The organism is Rhizobium laguerreae (assembly GCF_002008165.1).
GTDB lineage: Bacteria > Pseudomonadota > Alphaproteobacteria > Rhizobiales > Rhizobiaceae > Rhizobium > Rhizobium laguerreae.
In genome coordinates this window covers 118,837-141,750 of the sequence record NZ_MRDM01000002.1, presented here as the reverse complement: position 1 = coordinate 141,750, position 22,914 = coordinate 118,837, and the positions used below count along the sequence as shown (strand labels likewise).

The window sequence follows — 22,914 nt, the reverse complement described above, 5'->3', positions numbered from 1 at the left end:
CTCAGGAAATACTCTGCTCGAGGACCTGGACGCCCGTCGGCGTACTGACGCGTTCTCTAAAGATCGTCTTCAGCACGCGCCAGCCATCCGGGAGGGCACGCAGGTTGCTGACGCCGTAGATACGTTCCGATTCAAAGCTCGCGACTTCCATGATTTTGAGCTTGTTCTTCAGGGCCCGCAAATTGATCAGCGTCTCAATTTCGAAGCCGTCGCAATCGGCACGCAGCAAGGGAACATGCCGTCGCCAAAAGCCCATGTAGCCGTAGCACAGATCGCTAAAAGAGCTGCCATAGAGCATGCGGACCAGGAGGGTCAGGCCGAGATTGCCGAAACGGCGGATGACTGTCATGTCGCTGGTGCCGCCACCCTGCATAAAGCGCGAACCCTTGACGAAATCCGCACCTGCAACAAGAGCCGCGACGAACAAGATGATTTCGTAAGGATCCATCGACCCGTCAGCATCGAGCATGACGATCATATCACCAGACGCGGCTTCGAAGCCGGTCCGCAATGCGATGCCTTTGCCCTTCTTGGGCTGGAGTACGATCTTGACATCGTCGCGCATGCTTCGCGCTATGTCAGGCGTTCCGTCTGTCGATCGCCCATCGACGATAATGATTTCATGCACCCACGTCGGTATGCGGGGCAAGAGCAGCTTAATGTTTTCCGCTTCGTTCAAGGTTGGAATGACGAGTGAGGTCTTTGGCAATTTGAACATCGGGCCTTGGACAGGCACTGAGGAATGCGAGGATTCTAAAGCTTCGATTGTAGACATAAGCTCTCCTTGGCGTTTTGGACCGCGCGACAAATCGCAAATCGACGATGCCCCTGAGCTCTTTGGCCGAGAGGAGGACTAAACTCTCCCCAGTCGGGAAGAGTATGCGGCTAAGCCTCAATGTACTTTGATCAAATCGCCTGGCTGTAAGACCGTTTCTTCGGTCGCAGGTTCGACGATGACACCATTCGGTCCAGGCCGAACGATTTCAAATTCAACACCGGCGCTATCATTCGACGATACCATCGACCGGAAAATTTCAAGATCGCTCTCGGTCGTCTTCAACGCCGTGGATAGGCCTCTTTCGGCATCCGCTGCCGACTTTTCGATCTCGATCTTGCGTTCGATACGATCGCGCTCAACGTCCTGTTTCGCTGCCGCCAGCCGTTGCTTTGCGCTCTCGACATCGATGACGGCCTGCTGCTTTCGATCTTCCGACTCGGTCAGTTCGCTTTGTGCCCGGGTCAACTCAATGCTGGTGACAAGTTTGTTTTTGGCCAACTTCTCGATACTTGCCAGCCGATCCTGACGGACCCGAATGGTGGCATCATAATTGCCGACGCGTGCCTGACGCAGGTCGAGATCGGCCTGAGCGTTGGCCACAGATCTTGCGTAAGCACTGCTCTGCGCATCCTTGCTCGTCGTTACCAATTGGCGCTGCCATGTCTCATCATCCAGCAACCGTTGAGCATCGGGATCGGGACCAAGAACAAGTGTGCCAATGCTGGCAATTTGTACGGAATCGCGCTTTGCCCTGAGCACCTCGGTTCGCGACGCAAGCCGCTTCAGATCGGCCAGCCCAGCCTTCAACCGCTCGATCTGGCGTGTAAGGTCCACGCTCTGCCACGGCTCGATACTCTTCGCCGCCATGCCACCCGCTTGCGCAACGGCATGCAGAACCGTCATGCCATCGACATATCGAAACGAGCCAGGATTGCGAACCGGGCCGGTAATATAAATTGGCTGGTGCTCAATCTTGACGATATTCACGAACCCCTTTCTGCCGACCAAACTTTCGTACGACGGAAGAATTATCGCCTCCACATCCGCCGGAGGAAGCCCTCGAACCGGAAAGCGTCCCAAAAGCGGAAGCGCAATCGTTCCGTCCGCTTCAACGACGTATTCGCCAGTGAGCTCGGGCCGCTGGTAAAAGTTCCAGGGAACCGTGCCCCGTGAGCCCGTCCAGCGATCTTCGACGGAGGCCAAGCTTTCATAAAATGCGAGATTCAATTTATCGCCCGAGCGAAGACCGTCACGCAACGATTGAGGCTGCCGGGCCGAAGTCTCACCAGGTGTCACAACCGAGACCGCTTCCGTAGGCGAAGGTAACTCTTCCGCTGCTGGCGTCATTGGAACAATTGCTGCAAACACCACGCACAGTATTGTTTGATGTAGGCGAGAACCGATTCTCGACCTATATTTAGGCATCGCTGGAGATATTATCTTCGAAAGCTTCATGTTTCGAATTTCCGCTTTGAAAGCGCTGAACGCCCCCTGATCTCTTTAAGGTTAGCATAATATTAACCATATTCAACAGTACTTAACAAAGATTAATACATCTGCCAGACAGGCTAAGATCCTGAGTCGAAAAGAAATCAATAAAAGTAATATCTTGCGGCGACCGGGCAGCACTTCGAAAACCTTGGCCTTATCGGTTTATTTAGCGATCTGCAGGGTGAAGTTTGCGATCTTTGCAATGCAGCTCTGAGCCAAGGCCAGCGTTTGAGAAATGGCTTCAAGAACGACACTTGCGCCGTCGCGATCCTGAATATCGGCAGTGTCCAGGGGATGGCTTTCGGCGCTTCCGAGCATCCGGGCGCGGGTTTCGGCGTTCTGATCCAGGATGGCGAACCGAGTTGTATGCGCGCTAACTGGCAGCCATTTATCCGAAAAATGGCATTATGTTATGTATTTCAGATATCTACAGCCATAGAACCTGTTGCGATACGGTGCCCGCCATCGAGGTGGGCTCTCGGCACAGGCCGAGCGCTCTCCGCAAAACGACGCCTGGCACCGTAGCCGGCGTCAATGACAGGGAAAGGTTTAAAGCTCTATGTCTGCACATGAAAAGCCACTGATCGCGATCGCCGGCGCAACGAGCAAACAAGGGCGCAGCGTCGCCGCGGCACTCCTTCAGAGCCAACGTTTCCGGGTGCGAGCTTTCACCCGGAAAAAGGATTCGCCTGAAGCATTACGCCTGGAGAAACTCGGCGCTGAGATCGTCACCGTCCCTCTGGAACTTGGCCTTCGGAAGGACCTCGTTGCTGCATTCAAAGGCGCGGACGGCGCATTTCTGATGACGCCGCCGATCGCCCCGCCGGAGACAATCGAGGCTCCTCTCGGGCAGCAACTGGCGGATGCCGCCGTGGAGGCCGGCGTCGGGCATATTGTTTTCAGCACGCTCGAGAATGTCGACAAGATCACCGGCGGGACGAAGTATGCGCCGCATTTTACCGACAAGGCGCGCGTTGCAGGCCATATTCGCGGCCTGCCTATTTCTCATTCCTTCGTCATGCTGGCGTTCTTCTACACCAATCTTCTCGAATATTATGTGCCGCGCATGGAGGGCGATACGCTCCTGCTGCCGATTTATCTTCCCGAAGATTTCCGAGCGCCTTTTGTCGATCCGCTGACGGCGACCGGGCCGGTCGTCCTCGAAATTTTCTCAAACCCCGAGCGCTACAACGGCAAAACGCTGCCGATCGTCGGGGATATCATTTCTCCGCGGGAGATGGTCGAAACCTTTCAGCGTGCGACCGGGCTCAAGGCCGAGTATCGAAACGCTTTCACCAGGGATGGCCTGCTGCGCTATTTTCCAGAGTTTGCCGCCAATGAACTTCTCGTTCGAGAGATTCTCGGGATGGTCGAATATGCTGTCGAATATGGATATTTCGGCAAGGAGCATGACCTCGAATGGAGCCGTGGCGTGAAACCCGACACGCTCAACTGGGAGCAGTATCTGCGGAAGACGGGTTGGCGTGGCGATAAACAATCTTTTGGATTCTAAAGCGCGTCGCGATCTTTCGAACCGCTGCACAGTTTTGCGCGACGAGCTTTAAATCACGATGGCCGGATTCCCGGCAATTTGGAAACCTCGGCGACAAGAAAGTCGACCAGAAGCCGAACGCGGGCAATGGCGGCACGCTCTGGAACGATCAGCAAACTCACCGGAACCGGTAAAGGACGATAGTCGCCAAGCAAGACCTCGAGCTGCCCGTCGTCCAGAAGATCGTGAACCAACCAGAGGTGTGCGGGACCAATGCCGCGTCCGGCGGCAAGGGCTCTGCGCGCCGCAAGCCCGTGATCGACACGCAGCTTGCCGCTCACCGGGATCATCAGGCTTGTGCCATCGGGAGAGGAAAGAACAAGCTGATCGCTGCCTGCCACATTGGACATTATGACGGTTTCGTAGCGTGACAGATCGGCGGGGCGCTCCGGCCGTCCGTGGGCGGACAAATAGGCCGGAGCGCCCACCAACAGCCGATGGCTTTCTCCGAGCGCATGAAGTCTCATCGCACTGTCGGCGAGAGGCCCAAGACGGAGTGCGACATCGACGCCTTCGCGAACCAGGTCGATCCGCTCGTCCGTCAGGTTGAGGTCGACCCGGATGTCCGGATGCTTGTCCTGGAAATCAAAGATCAGGCGCGTGATGTGCATCACACCGAGCGCTGCCGTACAGGAAAGCCGAACAGCGCCCGCGGGGGCCTGACGGGCATTTCTGGCTTCTTCAGCAGCCTGTTCAACCAGGCGCAATATCTGCAGGCAGTTGGTATAATAGCGGCTGCCCTCGTCGGTGAGGGTGACGCGACGCGTGGTTCGGCTGAGAAGCGGTACGCCGACAGCCTCCTCAAGCTCATTGAGGTGCCGTGTCACTGTGGATTGACCGACACCCAACTCTCTGGCGACCATCGACAGATTGCCGCGTTCGGCGACGCGAATAAAGGTGCGCATTCTGTCGAGAGACAGCCCTGCACTATCCATTTTTCAGCACAGTGATCGTCATTCATTCCATATAGGCAATAAACTGGAACGTGCCTAGTTCGAGCATACGACAGGCCGGTCCAATTTCATTCGGCAGATCATGCCAGCCTACCGCGTCGAGCCGCGTGAGATGATGGAGAATCCGCAATCGACCTTGTCTTCGCCGGGCGACTCGTCGCGGACGGCGCGCAGCAGCATGTCGGCGACGCGGTAGCCGATATCGTAGCGCGGTATGTGGACCGTCGTCAGCGAAGGCTCGGTGAAGGCCGAGAATTCCAGATCGTTGAAGCCGCAGATGCCGAAGTCCTCCGGCACGCGGATGCCGCGCACGCCGCATTCGATGAGCACACCGAGCGCCAGTTCGTCGTTCTGGGCAAAGACGGCATCGACATCAGGCACGCGCTGCAACAGGCGGGTCAACAATTCCCTTCCGAGACCGGTGGTGCCTGCCGCATCCGCGCCGATGGCAAGTTCGGGATCGAAACGGCCGGCTTCGCGCATCGCGGCTTCATAGCCCTCCCTGCGGCGGCGCGAGCGAAGATCCGTGCTGCCGCCGATGAAGGCGATCCTCTCATAGCCCCTCGACAGCAGGAAACGGGTGGGTTCGGCGCCTGCCGCATGATGATCAAGGCCGACGACCAGCCTTACCGGCTCCTGGCTGAGATCGGTGATATGGGCGATCGGACAGGCGGCGTTCTCGATCAGCGGCAGAAGATCATCATAGGATTCGGCACCGGCAATGATGACGCCGGCCGGCTTCTGCATCAGGAAGGATTTCAGCTGGCCGGCCTCCCGATCCGCATGGTGGAGCGTGTTGGAATATTGCACACCGAATTCGGTGGCGCGCAATCGATCCTCGATGCCGATCATCAGGCCTGCAAAGGCGGGCCGGTGCAAAGCGGGCGTGATGACGCCGACGGTGCCGTTGTGGCGGCCGGCCAGCGCCCGGGCGGCAAGATTGGGGATATACCCCATCTCGTCTACCGTGCGCAGAATAACCTCGCGCAAATCCTCCGAGACGATTTCAGGATTGCGAAGCGCGCGCGAAATGGTGATGGGGCTGACCCCAACCTTTTTCGCCACATCGCTCAACTTCACATGCGCGCCGCGCCTGGCCTTCCGCCCCCGCTCCACTGTCGTCCTCACCGCCCCATTGTATGTCGCCCGCGAGACTCGCTAGCTCTCGATTCGCGATCTTTACTTTCTGAAGAAGAAATAATTTAGAGTCTACTAACATTTTATATTCGCAACAAGACTACAATTTCCGGAAACAGCAGCAGGATCGTCTTTCGGCAAATTACGGGCGCATGCGGCAATCGGATCACTGCCTTCGGGAATAAGTCCATTTACTTTCGAATGAAAACATCGCGAAGGACGCGAAACGAGGCAAGACCAGGCCGGAATTTCTGAAGCGGGGCGGTCGGCCGGAACACATCGGGAGTGAAGATTAAATTCCAGTCATATCTTACAAATCGGCAATATAAACATGATCAAACTTTAATTTGTAAATCCGCTTGGTGGGATCATATGAATCCCGAGCGCCAATTCTTCTCTTCCCCCGGCCACCGCCCTCGACGACTGCGTGTTCCCAGGAGGAATTGGCGCCAAACGCCATCCGACGCCAGGTCCCAGGACATGGAACCACGACGCCATCCAAGCCAACGCTCTCGCAAGGGACCCGCCCAAGGGATCACCACCATGTCACACATCCTCCGCAACCATCGCACCACAGCCCTTGTCGGGGCCGCCATCATCGCCGGCGCAGCCTGCCTGCCCTTCGCCATCAACGCCTCCAACGCCGTTGCCGCGCCCTCTGATACCGGCGGCATTCTCGCGCCGAGCGGCTCCTTCGCGTCCATCGTCGATGCCGACAAGCCTGCCGTCGTCACCATCACCACGACAATGAAGGCGAGCGATGTCAGCGCCGGAGAGCAGGAGTCGCCGATGGACGAGCAGTTCCGCCAGTTCTTCGAGGATCAGGGCATCCCGCTGCCGCGCCAGGCACCGCAAAAGCGGCCTTCGCAGCAGGCGATGGCGCTCGGCTCCGGCTTCATCATCAGCCCCGACGGGGTGATCGTCACCAACAACCATGTCATCGACAATGCCGTCGACATCAAGGTGACGCTGGATGACGGCACGGAACTGCCGGCCAAGCTGATCGGCACCGATCCGAAATCCGATGTCGCCGTGCTGAAGATAGAGGCGGGCAAGCCGCTGCAGACCATTGCCTGGGGCGATTCCGACAGGCTGAAGCTCGGCGACCAGATTCTGGCGATCGGCAACCCCTTCGGCATCGGCACCACGGTGACGGCAGGCATCGTCTCGGCGCGCGGCCGCGACCTGCACAGCGGGCCCTATGACGATTTCATCCAGATCGACGCGCCGATCAACCACGGCAATTCCGGCGGTCCGCTGGTCGACCGCAACGGCAATGTCGTCGGCATCAACACCGCCATCTATTCGCCGAACGGCGGCAGCGTCGGTGTCGGTTTCGCCATTCCCTCCGACGAGGCCAAGGCGATCGTCGCCAAGCTGCAGAAGGATGGCTCGATCGATCACGGCTATCTCGGCGTACAGATCCAGCCGGTCACGAGGGATGTCGCCGATGCCGTCGGCCTCGACAAGACCGGCGGCGCGCTGGTTGCCGCCGTCACCGCCGATACGCCGGCCGCCCATGCCGGCCTGAAGCCCGGCGATATCGTCACCTCAGTCGGCGGTGAGAGCGTCAAGACGCCGAAGGACCTGTCGCGCCTGGTCGCCGACCTTTCGCCCGGCGCCAAAAAATCCCTCAGCGTCTGGCGCGACGGCAAGACGATCGATCTCAACGTCACCGTCGGCACCAATGAGGAAAGCCAGAAGCAGGCCGCGGCCGAAAGCCCGGACACCCAAGGCCAGAGCACCGGCCAGCCGAGCCTCGGCATCGGCCTTGCCGATCTGACGCCCGACGTGCGCCAAGAGCTCAACCTGCCGCGCTCGATCAGCGGCGCTGTGGTCGCCAAGGTCGCCCCGGACAAGTCGGCGGCTGCCGCCGGTATCCAGTCGGGCGACGTCATCGTCTCGGTGAATGACAGACCGGTCCACAACGCCCGCGACGTCAAGGGCGCGATTACTGAGGCCGGCAAGGCCGGCCGCAAGTCGGTGCTGCTGCTCGTCGAACGCGACGGCAACAAGACCTTCGTCGCCGTGCCGTTTGGGGCTGCCTGACGGCGGCCTGAGCTTTGCCGCAAAACAGGAAAGCCTGCCTGAGGCTGGCTTTTCGACGGACGGAGCGGAGACACCAGAAGCCAAGCACCGCTCAGGCGGCAAAAATCTACAGGGCGCCGTCCGTCTCTCTATTTCCTGCTCAGGGAGATTTCAGCTTCGTCCGCTTTGCACGCCTACGAAATTTGCCTGTTTGGCGGTTTGCCTCTTGCTGCTTTACCGCATCGGAGTGGCTGCGTTGCGCCGCCTCCAATTGCTGCTGCGTCGGGAGATCATGGTCGTAGGTGGAAGCACTGAATGCCGTCGCGTTATCGAACGGACCTTTGTGTGGACGCGCCAGACCATAGGCGGCGCTATCGATCCCCTCCTCCGCTGACGACAACCGCGCTTGACGCGCCTGCGCTATGAGATCGTCTGCAGTCGGGCTTAAGGTTACGATTTTCCGCAAGAAGGCGATGATCTTGCTTTTCCTGGCCCTGTCCTTTTGAACTGCGTGAATCCCAGACATGTCTTCTTCCGTGTTCGTCATGTCATCGCGACGATCGATCGGGGGTGCCGGCGACATCGTAGCAGGACGTTCACGGGATCTCGGACAATCGTTCAGGCAGCCTGGTTTTGGGAAAGCGGTAGGCTGGCGGCCGCAGCGGTGCGTCCGCACGCCCGGACGCCGTATACCGCGCGATCCGATAGGCTTTCACCGGGGCGCCGCCGTCATCCTGCCATCGGGCAAAGGAGGCGTCTTCCATTGCCTGCGGCAGCGGGCCTGATTTCAACTGTGTCGCGAGATACATTTTCAGCGCCGATTTCAACGCGGCCTCATCGACGATCCCCATCTGGAAGCAATCAATCAGGAAACTTGTGGCGGTGATCTCACCCTCATCGGCCGCGTGGGTTTCGCCGCCGCGAAAGCCGGCCTTTCGCAGAATACGATCGAGCATTCTCAAATTGTCGACACCGAAAAACTGATCTGATGTGGAAGACATGGCGTCCTCCTTCGTTGGGGCTAGGGTTCACTGGCGCGCCCCAAGCAGCGGTGCCCGTATCGTGCCCGCCGATAAATTAGCTTGCGCTTATTGCCGGCTGACCGCAACCTCATTCGCGGCGGCCATTGATAATGGCGTGGCGGAACCCATTTTAGCTATAGGAGGATTCGCATCATGCAGTTCAACGATGAAGCGACCCTCACAAAGCCGTCGGCACTGCCGGTGGAAAGGCGTGCGCTGGTCGATCACCTGCGAGAGGCGATCGCGCGCCTGACGCACGGGCTGGCAGCCGCCGGATTGGTGGAATTCGTGCCGCCTCTGCTGGAGATCAACAAAGTTCTCCGCGATATGACGGACGAAATTTCCGGTGCGGATTCGCTCTATTCCGATCAGGTTATCACGGGTACGATGCGCTTGATCAAGACATCGGAAGCCTTGCTTGAAAACCGGGTTATCGTGCAGACCATCCACTGAGATCTGCCGACGCCCCAACATGCAGGCAGGCTGATCGCTGGACATCCGGCGTCAAGCTACTCGCTCCCTCGTGCATCCATCATCACAACCGGTGCCCGAGTTCCGCAGATCGGCAGCGCCCACTTCCAAGGATAACCGCAATGGCACTTATTTTCCCCAACAGAAGCCGCAGCTTCGACGAAGCGAGAAAAGGCGTCCGCTTCACCGGCTATGACGGCATGTTCGAAGTCCGGTTTCTGGTCGAAGAAGCAGCCCTCGGCAGCGCGATCACCCAGAACTCCTCCGAGGCCGCCTATCTCAATGCCTTTGATGCGGCGCGCTCTGCCATTCAGGAGGCCGCATCGAGAGCCTATCAGCATCGACGCGGAAACAACTTCACGCTCACGGCTGCAGATTTTCGCTGATCGCTGGAAGGCATGCGGCCGGTGAACTGAAATGGCCACCATCCTGCTACTGCCGGATGAGACAGGGAGAGCAAACATATGGTTTCCACACGATACCGCCCCAAGGACCTGAAGCTGGCGCGTCGCCATATCGTGAAGGCGGCGCATCGCGTTGCCGATCAGGAAATGGTGATCAGGAAACTATTGCGCAAAGGCAGACCCTCCGGGCCGGCCTATGCGCTGCTCAGCAGGCTCTACGACGATCAACGGCGGAAGCTCGATCGGCTGAAACTGATCGAAGCGATGGTTGAGGTAGAAGCGCAATCCTCTATGGACGTGCCCAGTAATCCTGGCACCTCCGCGCCGCCCTTTGCGATCGTACACAACAGCGGGATCTCTCGGCCGGACCGGCAATCCGCCACGCCTTGTAGCGCAGATGTTTGGCGCCCATATTTGGTGTAGTGGCAGCTTGTGAACGGGTGCTGCTTCCCGGGGTAATCAGAGTTACCCGGCCCCAACCAAAGGAGGGCATCATGTCTTCCACGGTAAACATCCATTCGTGGAAACGCCTGGCTCAGCATATCGGCAGGTTCCGGTATATCGACTTCCTGGTGAAATCGACACCAGCAATCTGTCTGGCCTTTATCGTCTATATCATTCTCAACGATGTGTTCTGGTAGGCGCTGCAAGACTGTCGCGGCGAGCTAAGACACTCTGCTGCCTATCAAACAAAGGGCTGAACGCTGACGGAATTGGATAACGCGATGCAACTGCGAGAAATGGGTGAACAAGATTGCCTCGCCTTTCTGGCAAGCCACACCCGTGGCCACTTGGCATGCCTCGGCGAAAAATATCCCTACATCGTTCCCATTCAGTATGCTTTTGACAAAGACCGGCTTTTCGTATTTTCCATGCCGGGGCTGAAGATTGATCTATTGCGGGCCCATTCACCCGCCTGTGTTCAGGTTGAGGAATTCGGCGAAAACCGAACATGGAAGAGCGTGCTTGTTCAGGGCACCTATGATGAGCTGACCGATACGCCGGCTCGGCATGACGAACGCCTCCACGCGTGGTCTCTCCTGCAGAAGCAACCGTTTTGGTGGGAACCCGGATCGCTTGCCTTAAACTCGGAAAGCGAAGACAGCCCTGCTCCCTCCATATTCTTCGGCATTTCGATTGAGGTGGTATCGGGGAGGCAAGTAGTTTAACATGCGAGCGTTCAGACTCGCCGCGCCTTAATCCTTGATTGGCAAGGGTGCGCTGCTGCATGATATATGGAACTCCAGACAGACACCTCCAGCTAAACGCTGTCCGATACCAGCCTTTCCCATAGGGGCGCGGATTGCTTGATGCATCCACCAACGTGGCCAGCTGAACCGCAGCACTGCGTTCAATGCCACGCGACCACTCATAGGGAAAACGATGACAGACGCACCTGAGAATGAAGCACTTTTCAACATCACCGGACACTATGTGCAGGAGTTGAAGGCCGTTCTTCAAAGTGAGAGCATTGTCGAAGGCACCGACTACGAAAACAGCGCCTTTAACGAAAAACGACGGAACGAAGGACTGCACCTGCTGCGATTCCACAAGACCGGCACGGCAGCGCAGGCAACGCAGATCTGGGAAAAACACAAGACGGCCCGGGCCCATCGATAAGACGGCACGAAGCCCATTCTTCAGCCGACCGAACGACATCATGCTCTAACTCTTTAATTGAGAACAGGATTCCGATTCGAAGCGACCCGGCCAAAAATCATCCTGTTCCAGAGCTGACGCGCGGCGACATCAGCTGATGTCCGGCGCAACTTTGCCCTGAAAGGAAAAATCATGACCAATGATACAAGCAAAAAGGTCCAGCCCGCCAAAGCGGCCGTGGCTGACGGACCCTACGACGTCATCTATTTCGCGAAGAAACACCGTATTTCCAACGAAGATGCCCGGGACATCATCGAAAAACACGGCGCCAATCGCAAAGAGGCGGACAAGGCCGGCCGGCGCATCAGCGCCTGAGGCAGAACATGGTCTGGCAGGCGCTCATGCATGTCGTCATCCTAATACCGCTGCAACGTTCGGATGACATTGTATTCGCGACTGCCGGCTTTCCCTCTGCCGGCGATGCCACGATGCAACATCGGTGGACGAATTAACCCTACTGGCTTACCTTAATATCAGCATGCGCTTGAATACATCCGCTCCTATGCCATCGTAGCTTCACGATAACGCTTCTGGTTCCTGAAGCAGCTCGCCGGAACCGTGGCCCGCCTTTCTGGGAGAGGCCGGCTTGCCTTCACAGGGCTCGAGCTCAATCAAATGGAGGGTGTGCCATGAATAACGTCTTGGAATTTCGTCCAAAATGCCCGCATGTCGAAAGCCTGTCCGATTGCCGCGAAGCGCTTGAACCTGCCGTGATGAAGATCGTCAGCGACGCCATCGGCAGGGGATACACGGCCGCGGAAGCCGCCATGGTGGTTGCCGATATCGCAGACGATTACATCCTGATGCTGTCGCGGCAACCACGGCATTGATAGGCTGTGCGGGCGCGCAACAGTGCCTTCTTGAGCGTTGCAGGTGACGGACGACAAGCGTGGCTTCGCCCGCTGTCAAGAGCCGCGAGTAAGCCTTCCGTGAGTCGTTTGCAACAGTGGACCGCGCAGCAACTGCAGGGGTAGCAGTGGTACAGGAGACGAGACCTGCCGCGCGATCCGCCGGCAAAACCCCTCATATTGCCTGAAGTTCCAGGCAGTGCGACAGCACCGCGATTCCGAAAAACCCGCCTAGGGCTCATTGACGCCTGCCCGGCACGACTGCGGCCGTCACGCCGATCGGCTTGTGAAGATCGACAGCCAGATCGGAACGCCGCGAAAACCCCGCCGGAGCGGGGCTTTCAGCGGATCGAAGCGGAGCCAGCCGAGCAGTTGGCCCACATCTTAAACTCCATCGATATTCAGAAATCCAGGCAATAAGGGCCATTTCTTACGCCTTGCCGACGCTTCATCGCCTCGCTCAATCTTTGAATCAATGCCGTAATGCGGCGTGAAACGCTCCTATGCGCCGCTTTTCGCGACCTCTTCACGAATGAGAGCGATTCAGCTTTCATGACTGAATCGCTCTCATCTTTTGGATTATGCAATTCCCGAGGAAACCGCTTCGAACGTCTCCCGACTAACGCCACCTTGGCTGGCGCGGCGGCGCATTGGCCTGGATCTCATGCAGCGGCGCCTTGGATCCGAGCAGTTTCTTCAGCTTCTTCTCCTCCGCCGGGCCGATGCCGAACTTGCGGCAGTGCTCCGCAACATCGTGCTCTCGCGGACCGGGAATGCGAACCTGGCGACTGTTCATGCTCTTCATGTCGATCTCCTTTCGAAAGGAGAACCTGAATGCCGCCGATTTGTTCATTAGCGAGCCCTAAAATTTAGCGGTGACATGTTCCGAAATTAACCCACTATCAGGTTTGCCGCGCGGCAAGGATGGAGGAAAGAATACTCCTTTCGACGATGGGGAACCCGCGCTCAGCGCAACGATTGATGAGAATATTCCATCGGCCAGGGAACAAGAGCATCCCGCAAGCGTAAGGGGCGCCGGGTCGTGTGGAGGGCAGGTTTCACAACCATGCACTTCGATACCTCCGTGCGGCCCACCATTCCTCCCAAGAACCCCAACTCGCCCCGCCTCGGTGGGGCTTTTTTCTGCACTCGGCACTTTGGCATGGAGTTCAATCGAAGATCGGGGGAACAACTGGCCTTGCGCGCGGTTTGGGGGAATCTCTTTGACGGAGGAAATCATGCCAAAGTATTTTTTCCATGTCCGCCGGAACGATGTCTTCGAGGAAGATCCGGAAGGCATTGACCTGGCCTCACCTGAGCTTGCATGCGAGGAAGCAACCGCTGCCGCCCGCGAAATCGTGGCGGAGAGGATCCGTACCGGCGATCCGGCGAACGGCGGCGCCTTCGAGATCATGACGGAAGACGGCGCGTTGGTTGCGACAGTCCCCTTCCGGTCGGCTATTCACTTGGACTAATGCATGTCGCGCGAAGATGTGCGCCCCTTTTGCGACCGACGTAATCCAAATGAAGAGCTGAAGCGCGAGGATGCGAATCCGAACGATCGAGCGTGCTTTGGCGCCTCCGGCGCAGACGCCTGACGTCCTCGAGCACCCCTGCGTGCGGCAATTGCTGCTGCGTTATGTGCATACCTGCGAGCTGCAGCTTGCCCACAGCGCGCTGGCTGCGGCAAAGTTCAACATGCATCAGCGGCTGGCCCGCTGGCTGCTCATGTGTCACGACCGCATAGACGGCAATGATCTGCCACTGACCCACGAATTCCTGGCGCTGATGCTGGGCGTCAGGCGGGCGGGCGTCACCGATGAACTGCACATTCTCGAAGGCATGCACGCCATTAAATCGACACGCGGCAACGTCCGCATTACGGATCGCAACAAGCTGATCGAGATTGCAGGCGGCTGCTACGGCGTGCCGGAGCAGGAGTACGAGCGGCTGATCGAGGGACCGGAACCGCAGGTGGTTCATCCTGCCAGCCTAAACGGGAATCGGCTTGGGAATATGCTCTGAGGAGTTCACCGCTGATTGGCAGGCCCGCCACTGCTGTTGCACCAGGACGTTCACCGGCAATACCGAGTTCAATTGATCTTCAACCAATGCCGAAGCGCCGCCACCGCGCCATCGCTCGCATAGGCAATGATGCCCCCGATCGTCAGCCCGGCGAACGCAATCAACCCCGATATCCCGTAGCCGATCGTCTTCATCCGTTTCCACTCCTCAAGCGCCGGCCCCACCGCCTCCTGGTTCTTCTCGACGGTCTCCTTGAGGCTCTTGATCTCCTCGCGGATATGCTCATCCGCACCGCCGCTGATCGCCACCCTGGTATCGAGATAGTTGATCTGCCTGGCCTGTTCGTCGAGACGCTTGTGGATTACGGCGCTGAAGTCGTGGGCATTGGCCTTTTCTTCACCGACCTCGTTGCGCAGAAGTGCCACGTTTTCCTCGATGCCGGTCAGCCTGCCCTCGACGCGCCCGAGGGCGCGCAGGATATCGTCATTGGATGTCATCTCTATTGGTGCTCTGTTGTGGGATGGAACGTTTTCAGCCTAGGGATGTTGAACCTTCGGATTCCCGAAGAGGCGTATGCATGCCGCAAGACAGCTCAATCGATCTGAAGCGAGGCGCCCATGAGAATGTTATTGATGATCATCATCGGGGTCATGGTCGCGTCGATCCTGAGCATCCCGGTGATCAAGCCGTTCATTCAAGGCAGCGGCAAGAGCGAAACGCCGCCGCCGGTCATCCAGCAGCCGGAGCCGAAGTGACGACGTCGAAGGCCTCTTCGTTCGCTCTGCCTATGGATTGAATTTCACCTTCTCGGATTGGGGAATGCCGCCCACGACACGGTCGATCACTGCGCCGTAGGGGTGGACGCCATCCGGCGTGACGCTCGGGCGGACGATAGAGCCGACCGGCAGCACCGTGGAGCGCGGGATCGAGATGGTGATCGTATTGCCGGAGATGCTGCCGATCGATGTGGTCGACAGGCGGGCAAGGCCATCCGGCCCGGTATAGGTGCTGATCTCCTGCTCCGGCCCAAAGATGCTGGCATCCGCAACCTCGATCGTCGTGTAGGTCGCGACGCCATCCGTGCCCGACTGCACGGTCACCGCCGTGCTCGGTAGCTCCAGTATGCCGGGCCAGACGCCGTCCCTTTCACCGGAAACCCAGGCCGCATAGGTATCGATCGCGTCGTCGCAGCAGGCCGAGATCTTCGCCAGGATATCGGCGCGCAGCCGCCATTTGCCCGAGGCATCCGTGCCGTCCGCCGGCCAGGTGTTGTTGGCCGAGAAGCTCTGGTAGGAGGCCCTGAGATAGAGGTCGTTGGCGGTAATCGTGCCGGTCGCGGCGATGTAGCCGATCCGGCGAAATTATCGGCAAAACTGTTCGACCCGGTGACCGTCAGGGTATAGGTGCCATTTTCGTTGTCTGCGATTTCGCGAACGATGACGTCGATGGCGTCCGGCTTCATCGGGCGCCCTGTCCTTCAGAGAAAAACGCGCCCGAGACGCGGGTTAAATCTCATCATTAGAAGATTGGGCGGTGGGTCATTCGTCGAGGAAACGAGTTAGATCAGTAGTGCCCCGGTTGAATGGCGTTAGCCTGGCCCTTAGCTCTATCCACTGTTTCAATATGGCAGGCCCGTGATCAATATGCTCTTCCATTAGAGTTGTGATCTCTTCGACACCAAAGGAGGGACGGCCTAGAACTAGCGCCCACGTCGCTTCGCCCGCGCCGATGACGTCAACATCGAAATGCTCCCCTAGTGTATCCATACCCAGCGGCGCAGCTAGCCTCGGGATTTTTTCGATTAGAAACATAATTCGCAAAACCGGATGCGGCTTCAGCGGTTCGGGCGCCAAGCCGGTGAAGATGATGGCGAGGCCGCCGAAAGCGTCCGCACCGTGCGAAGCCCAATTGTGCAGCGGCGCGTCGCGGAAGACGCTCAAATCCTCGTCCCAGTCCTTGCGGTAGTTCCTGAGGCACTTGATGCCCTGGATGCAGCCGGCCTGGTCGAACTCGATCTTTGCCAGAATGCGCCTAGTGCCGTTGATCCGGTCGTGGACATAGGCGCGCTCGATCTTGCGGACGGTGCCGAGGCCGCGGGCCTTGACTTCTCTCAGCATCACTTCGATGCGGGTCATGCCGCCGCGCGTCCATTCCCGAACCTTGATATCGTGCGGCATGTTGTGGACGCCGTAGACATAGCCGTGCTCGGCGCCGCGCCGCTCCAGCTCGTCGAGCATGCCGTCCATGCCGGTGCCGGTATGCTCGAAATAGCCGATCATCCGCACACGGCCGGGCAGCACCTGAAACAGCCAGACGCTGTTGGTGTCATCCATGCCGATGTCGGAAATGGTGTGGACGGGATAACCTTCGACATGCGGGAAGACCCCGATCCGCTCTTCGGCATCGGCCACCGCCATCTGGTCGGCGTAATAGGCCCCCTCGACGCTCGCCTCGAAAGCTTCTGCCGGTGTCGAGGGATATTCGCGCTTCATGTCGCCGAGCTGGGTTTCGGCCTTCTTGACATACCAGGCCTTCTGCCGGTCCGTTAGCGCGATGCCCTGGTCGGCCAGGTTGCGGAAATACTTTGCGAAAGCGTCGGTGACGATGACGCCTTCAGGCGCGATCGCATACTGCGGCTCCTTCCACCAGGGGAAGAAATGGAACTTGAAGTCCAGTTCGGTCAGTTTCGCCGCCTGGCGCTGCTTGACCTGGCCATCTTCGCAGAGCGTGTAGAAATGCCCTTCCTGCCCTTCCCTCGTGCTTTCGACGAAGACCAGCTGGCCGGCCTGCACCGTATTCAAAGCGCCGGTGCGGACTTCCCTCGCCTTCTGCGGATACTTCGCGCAAAGCTTCCCATATTCGGAGATGTGCAGATATTGCAGCGTACCCGAGCGCAGCGATGTTCCGACACGGATGCTCGAATTGTTGCCAAGCAGCAGTTCGGTCTGGTTGGCCCTGACGACAGGCACGGCGTTGCGGATACCGTCGGGCAGATTGTCATAAGGGTACTTGATCTTGTCCCTGAAGATCGTCTGCACGTCGCCCAGCGGCGATCGTGCCGGCGCGGATATCCCTGTTGAAGACACAGGCATCGAGCATGAAGATCTGAATGAAGGTCGTCAGACCCAGCTGGCGGGCCTTGAGCAGCACGTTGAGGTAATGCATCTCTTCGAAAAAGGTCATCTGCGTCCAGTTCATCTCGAACCTGACGCGTCTGCCCGATTTGTCGGTGATCCAATAGAGGTTGTTCAGACGCGAGCGCCAGTCGGAAAACTGGTCAACCGCCGTTTGGAGTCCGCGCGTCTTGCCATTGATATCTTCCAGCAGTTGAAACTTCGCTCGCGACAACGCCACGGTCGGGCTCGACCTTGGAACCGTATTTCTTCGGCTTCAGCTTCTCGGCGACCCATTGGCGGGTGGCGATGCGGAGCTGCGAACGCCTTATGGCCTCGCCATTCTCCTGCCAGCCCGTGGTCTCGCCGCTCGCATTCTTCTTTTCGATCCAGTCGCCTGCGCGGTCATCGGCAATCTCGACCATCTCGTCGACAAAGCCGTCGGCCTGGATCTCGCGCGCCAGGGCGTATTTGACCCGAAAACCGGCCTTGTCCTCATCGGCGAGCCATGACAGCACGCTCGACATCGCCGGCATCGCTTCATCCCGGCAGATCGACCGCAGGCTTTCCCTGTCGGCGATGCGCTCGCAAATCCTGTCGGCAATCGCCTGGGTGAACTTGATGGGTCTGCCCATGAGGCGCTGCTTCTGGAGGGGTCTAGAACAGCGCGACGATGTTGGATGCCGTGGTCCCGGTCAGCGCCACCAGGGCGGCATGAACCGGCAGAATCGTCCCGGCCGGCACGTGTCTGAAGATGACCGGATCCATGTCCCGGCGCGGCGCAATGGCAACATCGCCAGCCGTGCCGATATAAAGCGCGCGCGCACCGACGATGGCGCTGTCATTCGGCGTCACCACTGCGGCCCGCGAGGCCGGAGCAATCGAAGGGTCCATTATAGTCCTCCTTGGAAGAGGCGCGCGCTACCCGGCCCCGATCCCCATGTGATCGAAGATGGGAGGTCAGGCGGAAGAGGATAGGGGATCAATGATGATCTGGGGAAGCTGGCCGGACGGTGATAGACACATCTATCGAAGGGCGGCGGCGCCTTGATCGACGTCACCTTCTGGATTCAAATTTCGCAGCTTGGATTTACGGTAGTCTTAACTGATTTGCCGGGGGGTGATCAACGGCTAAACGTGGGTCGCGGATTATTTCATGCGCCGGCGGCAAGTCTGCCAAAAACGCATTCCCACCCGACATCACCTCTGAATTCAAATCTCGCAGCTTGGATTTACGGCAGTGATAACGGATGTGCCAGGGGGTGATCAAGCACTTTTGAGCGCAGATCATGCTGCTGTTGGAAATCGACCCAACCGGAGCCAATCGGCGGCAAAACCCCTCACCGCTTTGCGAGCCTTCAGCTCCGGCGTACAATGAGCAGCCTGTTGATCAAACGGTGGAGAAGTTCGGTGAAAACCACGAGACTTTTTCTTTGCCTCGTCGCTTTTCTCAGCGCCACGTTCGCTGAAAACCCGGCTGACGCCGAGGAACTGGTTCACTTCGAAAGCGCGCCCGTCAAGCTCAGCCCGTTTCGAATAAGCAAGGCTAGGGAACAGGGAGAAATTCTTTCTCAACCGCAAGGCACACCACTGCTCGGGTATCTATCCCGCCCCCGGGGTGATGGCCCCTTCCCGGCGGTCGTCGTCCTGCATGGATGCGAGGGCATGCGTTTGAGCGTCAAGGAGCTTTGGCCGAAACGACTGATCTCATGGGGCTACGTCGTGCTCGTCGTCGATAGCTTCACCACCCGCGATATCAAGGACACGTGTCAAGGCCACCTCCCCGATCGCGTCTTCGACGCCTATGGCGCTTTGAGTTTCTTGTCGAAACAAAGCTTCGTCGATATCAGGCGCGTTGCCTTGATGGGCTTTTCGACGGGCGGCACGGCGACGCTGGAGGGAACAAAAATCGAAGGCAACGAACAGCTGATGGACCAAAAATTCCGGGCGGCGGTTGCCTACTATCCCCTCTGCGCAGCAACCCAGGGCGATGCGACGGTGCCGATCCTGATTTTGACTGGCGATCGAGACAATTGGAGCCCGGCCGACCGATGCCGGAAGAGGCTTTCCAATCTGAGTGACGATAGCCCCCCGATCGAGCTCAATGTCTACAAGGGTACTTACCACGATTTCGATGCCCCAGAGTTCAAGGTGGGAAGGAAGGTGTTGGGTCACATCGAAAAATACAATCCGGACGCCGCCGCAAAGTCCATCCGCAGCGTTCGCACATTCCTTCAAAGCTATCTCTCGAACTAAGGCCGATCTCTCAGCCTGTCGCCGGCAATTTGGCGGAAACGCGCCCCTGCCCTCCGTCATCCCAGGCCTCGAGCCTGGGATCCATGCCCGCCGCTCGCGGAGACACTAGCGCAAGAGCATCGCCTTCAGTCGCTGTTGCAAGACAGGAGATTCGACAGCCATTCGAACCTGACTGAGCGCATGGCGCATGGCCGGTGTGAAGGGCAGCCAATGTTGCAGACGATCCAGTAACTCCTCCGACATCAGGTCTTCGAGCGGACCGGCGCCCAGTTGGCCGAGCGCCTTTTCGTGGCCGGGCAATTGGGCTTGTTCGATAATGGCGAGCACTCGCTTCAAGACGATCTCGCTCGGGTCGTGCAGCAAAAGCGTCGACCAATACCATTCGCCGGGATCTGCGAGATAGGCCTCTACATAGGCTTCAGCGGTAAGCGGTGGCTTTCCAACAGCCGTCATATCCGGCAGCCACGTCAGATCCGATGCAAGCGCGCTGCGTGTGAACACGTCGACCGCTGGAGCGACGGCGATGTGTTTTCCCGAGCGCGGCTTGCTACGGTTTTTCTTGGTCACTTGGCTTTCCCTTTCGGCGTCACTCTGTATCAGCATATGGTTGTCCGCAACTCAACTCCGCTATCCCCGGCTACTCGACGCGCCATCCGCTGCGCCGGCGGCGAGTTTGGCGGAGACGCGCCCCGCCCCTCCGTCATCCCAGGCCTCGAGCCGGAGGCCGACGTGGATCCTCGGGTCAAGCCCGAGGAAGACGGAGTAAGGGGCGAACTCTGCTGAAAATACAGCGACGTACGCGGGAATTGTGCGAACGCGCCACCGGCGGAGTGACTATCGGCTAACCCCACCAAACAAATTAGTATTGACTCATCAATTAGCCTACGCTATTGATTTCCCCATGACCGAAACCGCCTCCATCACCGCCGTCATGCGCGCCCTTGCCGATCCCACACGGCGGGCCGTCTTCGAACAGATCGTCGATGCCGACGAGATCACCGTCGTCGAACTGACGCGGGCAAGCAGCGTCACGCAGGGCGCCATTTCGCAGCATCTCAAGGCGCTGAAACAGGCGGGCCTCGTCACTGAGCGCCCCGAAGGCCGGAAGGTCTATTACCGCGCCGAGCCGGAAGGCCTGGAGCCGCTTGTCGACTGGATGAGCCATTACGGCACCTTCTGGCGCGAACGCTTTGCAAATCTCAGAACATTGCTGAAGGAAATCGATCCATGAACGACGCCGCATTGAAACATGACACGCAAGAGATCGTGGTCGACGAGGTCTTCCCGCATCGACCGGAGACGCTCTGGAAAACGCTGACGACGGCCGATCTGATGGGCCGCTGGCTGATGATTCCTACCGGATTCGAGCCCATCGAAGGAAAACACTTTACCTACCAGACGACGCCGGCCGGCGACTGGGACGGCACGATCCACTGCCGGGTGCTGGAGGTGACGCCAAATGAGCGTCTCACCTACGCCTGGAAGGGCGGGCATGAGGGCAATGTCGGCTACGGCTCGCCGCTCGACACCGTCGTCACCTTCATCCTGTCCAAGGTCGAGAACGGCACGCGGCTGCGCCTCATCCATTCCGGCTTCGTGCTGCCGAAAAACGAGACCGCCTTCGAGAAGATGGGCGAAGGCTGGAGGAAGGTCGTGAAGAAGATCGGCGCCATCGCCGACGAAAAGAACTGAGGCGACCGCCGTCGCCAATACGGCGTTTTATCAGGAGAGAGACATGAGCAAGCCTTACACCGGCGGATGCGCCTGCGGTGCGATCCACTATGAAATCTCGGCAGAACCGATTGCGATGAACGACTGCCAATGCCGCGACTGCCAGGCAAGCAGCGGCACCGGGCACGGATCCTATCTGACCTTCCCGAGCCGGCAGGCGGTGAAGCTGGAAGGGCAGGCGACGCATTGGCAGATGGTCGCCGACAACGGCAACGTCAAGACCCGCGGCTTCTGCCCCGCCTGCGGCTCGCCGGTCTATATGACCTTCTCCTACATGCCTGACTTCTTCACCATCCACGCCGCAAGCCTCGACGAGCCCGGCCGATACCAACCGCAGATGGTGACCTACACCGCGCGCGGCCTTGCCTGGGACAAGACCGATCGGGCTGTGCAAAAATTCGAGGGAATGCCGCCAATGTGAGGCGGGGCAGCGGCCTGTCAGATTGTGCAATCGACGGTCAGACTGTCGCGAGCCGGTCGCAGGCCGCGTCTCACGCGTGCGCCGAGCGCCAATGCGGATTTGCAAATGAAGCGAACCATGTTTGTCTCCAGCCGGCTTGATGCGAGGCTGATCCGGGGGTAATCCAGAACATAGCCACCCTCTCCTTCGACACCAATCTGAAACGAACCCATGGCGCACTCCCTCAATACAGCCCCCTCGCCCGCCGGCGGCCCCAACCAGCCGAAACTTGATACGGACGATATCTGGCAGGCCCGCGTCGATCTTGCGGCCTGCTTCCGGATGGCGGCAAGGCTCGGCATGGAGGAAGGGATCTGCAACCACTTCTCGGCCGTCGTTCCCGGCTATGACGACCTGTTCATCGTCAATCCTTACGGCTACGCTTTCGCCGAACTGACGGCCTCGATGTTGTTGATCTGCGACTTTCACGGCAACGTGGTGTCGGGCAGCGGACAGCCTGAGGCCACCGCCTTTTACATCCACGCCAGGATTCACAAGAACATTCCCCGCGCCAAGGCGGCATTCCACACCCATATGCCTTATGCCACCGCCCTTTCGATGACGGAGGGCGATCCCCTGATCTTTGCCGGGCAGACCGCCTTGAAATTCTATGGACGCACGGCCGTCGACCGCAACTATAACGGCCTGGCGCTCGACGCGCGCGAGGGCGATCGCATCGCGGCCGCAATCGGCGATGCCGACATCGTCTTCATGAAGCACCACGGCGTCATGGTCTGCGCACCCAATATCGCAGAGGCCTGGGACGACCTCTATTACCTCGAGCGCGCCTGCGAAGTGCAGACGCTCGCGCTGTCGACCGGACGTGACGTCCTTGCCGTCGCGCCTGAGATCGCCGAAGCGGCCTACCGGCAAATGCGCGAAGGAGACCCGGAATCGGCCCGGCTCCATCTGGAATCGGTGAAGCGCGCGCTCGATCGCAGCGAGCCCGAATACAGGCGCTGAGCCGCAAACCGCGTCTTACGCGT

28 protein-coding genes and 4 pseudogenes are annotated in these 22,914 nt (G+C 58.9%); 18 read left to right on the top strand and 14 right to left on the bottom strand.

Going from position 1 to position 22,914, the window contains the following annotated elements; translation table 11 throughout:
• Position 1 precedes the first annotated feature (1 nt).
• The 3 genes from BS630_RS00890 to BS630_RS36965 form a co-directional block, all read right to left on the bottom strand.
• The gene (locus BS630_RS00890; protein WP_077975853.1) at positions 2-775 is read right to left on the bottom strand and encodes a glycosyltransferase family 2 protein; all 774 of its coding nucleotides are present in this window, start codon (positions 773-775) and stop codon (positions 2-4) included.
• Between the two features lie 117 nt (positions 776-892).
• Positions 893-2,233 carry a polysaccharide biosynthesis/export family protein gene (locus tag BS630_RS00885; RefSeq protein ID WP_231285179.1) on the bottom strand — a complete coding sequence of 447 codons (1,341 nt, stop codon included), beginning with the start codon at positions 2,231-2,233 and terminating at the stop codon, positions 893-895.
• 198 nt (positions 2,234-2,431) lie between these two features.
• Positions 2,432-2,587, bottom strand: coding sequence for a hypothetical protein (locus tag BS630_RS36965; protein ID WP_158081395.1), 156 nt, complete (start codon positions 2,585-2,587; stop codon positions 2,432-2,434).
• Positions 2,588-2,828: 241 nt separating this feature from the next.
• Here BS630_RS36965 and BS630_RS00880 point away from each other — a divergent pair, with 241 nt between their 5' ends.
• Positions 2,829-3,782 carry an NmrA/HSCARG family protein gene (locus tag BS630_RS00880; RefSeq protein ID WP_077975849.1) on the top strand — a complete coding sequence of 318 codons (954 nt, stop codon included), beginning with the start codon at positions 2,829-2,831 and terminating at the stop codon, positions 3,780-3,782.
• Between the two features lie 53 nt (positions 3,783-3,835).
• Here BS630_RS00880 and BS630_RS00875 read toward each other — a convergent pair whose 3' ends face one another.
• Both BS630_RS00875 and BS630_RS00870 read right to left on the bottom strand, forming a co-directional pair.
• Positions 3,836-4,756 (bottom strand): LysR family transcriptional regulator, encoded by a 921-nt coding sequence (locus BS630_RS00875; protein ID WP_077975847.1) that lies wholly within the window; start codon positions 4,754-4,756, stop codon positions 3,836-3,838.
• 108 nt (positions 4,757-4,864) lie between these two features.
• Positions 4,865-5,854 carry a LacI family DNA-binding transcriptional regulator gene (locus BS630_RS00870; RefSeq protein ID WP_077975845.1) on the bottom strand — a complete coding sequence of 330 codons (990 nt, stop codon included), beginning with the start codon at positions 5,852-5,854 and terminating at the stop codon, positions 4,865-4,867.
• 600 nt (positions 5,855-6,454) lie between these two features.
• Here BS630_RS00870 and BS630_RS00865 point away from each other — a divergent pair.
• On the top strand, positions 6,455-7,960 hold the full coding sequence (locus tag BS630_RS00865) for a DegQ family serine endoprotease (RefSeq protein ID WP_077975844.1): 1,506 nt from the start codon (positions 6,455-6,457) through the stop codon (positions 7,958-7,960).
• A gap of 139 nt (positions 7,961-8,099) precedes the next feature.
• Here the strand turns inward: BS630_RS00865 and BS630_RS00860 are convergent, their stop codons facing one another.
• Together BS630_RS00860 and BS630_RS00855 are read right to left on the bottom strand one after the other, a co-directional pair.
• The gene (locus BS630_RS00860) at positions 8,100-8,465 is read right to left on the bottom strand and encodes a hypothetical protein (RefSeq protein ID WP_077975837.1); all 366 of its coding nucleotides are present in this window, start codon (positions 8,463-8,465) and stop codon (positions 8,100-8,102) included.
• A gap of 70 nt (positions 8,466-8,535) precedes the next feature.
• Positions 8,536-8,940 (bottom strand): hypothetical protein, encoded by a 405-nt coding sequence (locus BS630_RS00855; RefSeq protein WP_077975836.1) that lies wholly within the window; start codon positions 8,938-8,940, stop codon positions 8,536-8,538.
• 174 nt (positions 8,941-9,114) lie between these two features.
• On the opposite strand from BS630_RS00855, the gene BS630_RS00850 reads away from it, so the two are divergent.
• From BS630_RS00850 to BS630_RS00820, 8 genes are all read left to right on the top strand, one after another.
• The gene (locus BS630_RS00850) at positions 9,115-9,414 is read left to right on the top strand and encodes a hypothetical protein (protein WP_077975835.1); all 300 of its coding nucleotides are present in this window, start codon (positions 9,115-9,117) and stop codon (positions 9,412-9,414) included.
• A gap of 140 nt (positions 9,415-9,554) precedes the next feature.
• Positions 9,555-9,818, top strand: a complete 264-nt coding sequence (locus BS630_RS00845) for a DUF1488 family protein (protein WP_012756525.1) — start codon at positions 9,555-9,557, stop codon at positions 9,816-9,818.
• Between the two features lie 78 nt (positions 9,819-9,896).
• The gene (locus tag BS630_RS00840) at positions 9,897-10,259 is read left to right on the top strand and encodes a hypothetical protein (RefSeq protein WP_077975834.1); all 363 of its coding nucleotides are present in this window, start codon (positions 9,897-9,899) and stop codon (positions 10,257-10,259) included.
• Between the two features lie 71 nt (positions 10,260-10,330).
• Positions 10,331-10,477, top strand: a complete 147-nt coding sequence (locus BS630_RS37185; RefSeq protein WP_017959492.1) for a hypothetical protein — start codon at positions 10,331-10,333, stop codon at positions 10,475-10,477.
• A gap of 84 nt (positions 10,478-10,561) precedes the next feature.
• On the top strand, positions 10,562-11,005 hold the full coding sequence (locus BS630_RS00835) for a pyridoxamine 5'-phosphate oxidase family protein (RefSeq protein WP_025393686.1): 444 nt from the start codon (positions 10,562-10,564) through the stop codon (positions 11,003-11,005).
• 214 nt (positions 11,006-11,219) lie between these two features.
• Positions 11,220-11,456, top strand: a complete 237-nt coding sequence (locus BS630_RS00830) for a hypothetical protein (protein WP_077975833.1) — start codon at positions 11,220-11,222, stop codon at positions 11,454-11,456.
• A gap of 171 nt (positions 11,457-11,627) precedes the next feature.
• Complete coding sequence (locus BS630_RS00825) at positions 11,628-11,810, top strand: DUF3606 domain-containing protein (RefSeq protein WP_077975832.1); 183 nt, start codon at positions 11,628-11,630, stop codon at positions 11,808-11,810.
• 314 nt (positions 11,811-12,124) lie between these two features.
• Positions 12,125-12,325 carry a hypothetical protein gene (locus BS630_RS00820; protein WP_017993327.1) on the top strand — a complete coding sequence of 67 codons (201 nt, stop codon included), beginning with the start codon at positions 12,125-12,127 and terminating at the stop codon, positions 12,323-12,325.
• A 637-nt stretch (positions 12,326-12,962) separates the two neighbouring features.
• Here the strand turns inward: BS630_RS00820 and BS630_RS00815 are convergent.
• Positions 12,963-13,148: a hypothetical protein gene (locus tag BS630_RS00815; RefSeq protein WP_077976273.1), complete on the bottom strand. Its 186-nt coding sequence runs from the start codon at positions 13,146-13,148 to the stop codon at positions 12,963-12,965.
• A gap of 433 nt (positions 13,149-13,581) precedes the next feature.
• Between BS630_RS00815 and BS630_RS00810 the strand changes: the two genes are divergently transcribed.
• Entirely contained in the window at positions 13,582-13,818 is a 237-nt protein-coding gene (locus BS630_RS00810) for a DUF6894 family protein (RefSeq protein WP_025393683.1), read from the top strand.
• Between the two features lie 124 nt (positions 13,819-13,942).
• Positions 13,943-14,368 (top strand): annotated as a pseudogene (locus tag BS630_RS00805) (Crp/Fnr family transcriptional regulator); the annotation flags it as partial.
• 68 nt (positions 14,369-14,436) lie between these two features.
• On the opposite strand, the gene BS630_RS00800 reads toward BS630_RS00805, so the two are convergent.
• Complete coding sequence (locus BS630_RS00800; RefSeq protein WP_077975831.1) at positions 14,437-14,865, bottom strand: DUF1515 domain-containing protein; 429 nt, start codon at positions 14,863-14,865, stop codon at positions 14,437-14,439.
• A 120-nt stretch (positions 14,866-14,985) separates the two neighbouring features.
• On the opposite strand from BS630_RS00800, the gene BS630_RS36960 reads away from it, so the two are divergent.
• Positions 14,986-15,123, top strand: a complete 138-nt coding sequence (locus tag BS630_RS36960) for a hypothetical protein (protein WP_155247477.1) — start codon at positions 14,986-14,988, stop codon at positions 15,121-15,123.
• 30 nt (positions 15,124-15,153) lie between these two features.
• On the opposite strand, the pseudogene BS630_RS00795 reads toward BS630_RS36960, so the two are convergent.
• From BS630_RS00795 to BS630_RS00785, 4 genes and pseudogenes are all read right to left on the bottom strand, one after another.
• Positions 15,154-15,779, bottom strand: a pseudogene (locus BS630_RS00795) (hypothetical protein); the annotation flags it as partial.
• Positions 15,780-16,197: 418 nt separating this feature from the next.
• Positions 16,198-17,683, bottom strand: a pseudogene (locus BS630_RS00790) (terminase); the annotation flags it as partial.
• A pseudogene (locus tag BS630_RS37175) lies at positions 17,660-18,116 on the bottom strand (terminase small subunit-like protein); the annotation flags it as partial. The pseudogenes BS630_RS00790 and BS630_RS37175, both read right to left, overlap by 24 nt.
• A 22-nt stretch (positions 18,117-18,138) precedes the next feature.
• Positions 18,139-18,375 (bottom strand): spike base protein, RCAP_Rcc01079 family, encoded by a 237-nt coding sequence (locus BS630_RS00785; RefSeq protein ID WP_077975830.1) that lies wholly within the window; start codon positions 18,373-18,375, stop codon positions 18,139-18,141.
• Between the two features lie 480 nt (positions 18,376-18,855).
• On the opposite strand from BS630_RS00785, the gene BS630_RS00780 reads away from it, so the two are divergent.
• Positions 18,856-19,737 carry a dienelactone hydrolase family protein gene (locus BS630_RS00780; protein WP_077975828.1) on the top strand — a complete coding sequence of 294 codons (882 nt, stop codon included), beginning with the start codon at positions 18,856-18,858 and terminating at the stop codon, positions 19,735-19,737.
• Between the two features lie 105 nt (positions 19,738-19,842).
• Here the strand turns inward: BS630_RS00780 and BS630_RS00775 are convergent, their stop codons facing one another.
• Positions 19,843-20,340 (bottom strand): hypothetical protein, encoded by a 498-nt coding sequence (locus BS630_RS00775; RefSeq protein ID WP_077975827.1) that lies wholly within the window; start codon positions 20,338-20,340, stop codon positions 19,843-19,845.
• A gap of 298 nt (positions 20,341-20,638) precedes the next feature.
• Between BS630_RS00775 and BS630_RS00770 the strand changes: the two genes are divergently transcribed.
• The 4 genes from BS630_RS00770 to BS630_RS00750 all read left to right on the top strand — a co-directional run bounded on the left by BS630_RS00770 (position 20,639) and on the right by BS630_RS00750 (position 22,891).
• The gene (locus BS630_RS00770; protein ID WP_077975825.1) at positions 20,639-20,968 is read left to right on the top strand and encodes an ArsR/SmtB family transcription factor; all 330 of its coding nucleotides are present in this window, start codon (positions 20,639-20,641) and stop codon (positions 20,966-20,968) included.
• Positions 20,965-21,429 carry an SRPBCC family protein gene (locus tag BS630_RS00765; RefSeq protein ID WP_077975824.1) on the top strand — a complete coding sequence of 155 codons (465 nt, stop codon included), beginning with the start codon at positions 20,965-20,967 and terminating at the stop codon, positions 21,427-21,429. Before BS630_RS00770 ends, BS630_RS00765 begins: the two co-directional genes overlap by 4 nt.
• A gap of 43 nt (positions 21,430-21,472) precedes the next feature.
• Positions 21,473-21,889 (top strand): GFA family protein, encoded by a 417-nt coding sequence (locus BS630_RS00760; RefSeq protein WP_077975822.1) that lies wholly within the window; start codon positions 21,473-21,475, stop codon positions 21,887-21,889.
• Between the two features lie 210 nt (positions 21,890-22,099).
• Positions 22,100-22,891 (top strand): aldolase, encoded by a 792-nt coding sequence (locus BS630_RS00750; RefSeq protein ID WP_077975820.1) that lies wholly within the window; start codon positions 22,100-22,102, stop codon positions 22,889-22,891.
• The last annotated feature ends 23 nt before the right edge of the window (positions 22,892-22,914 follow it).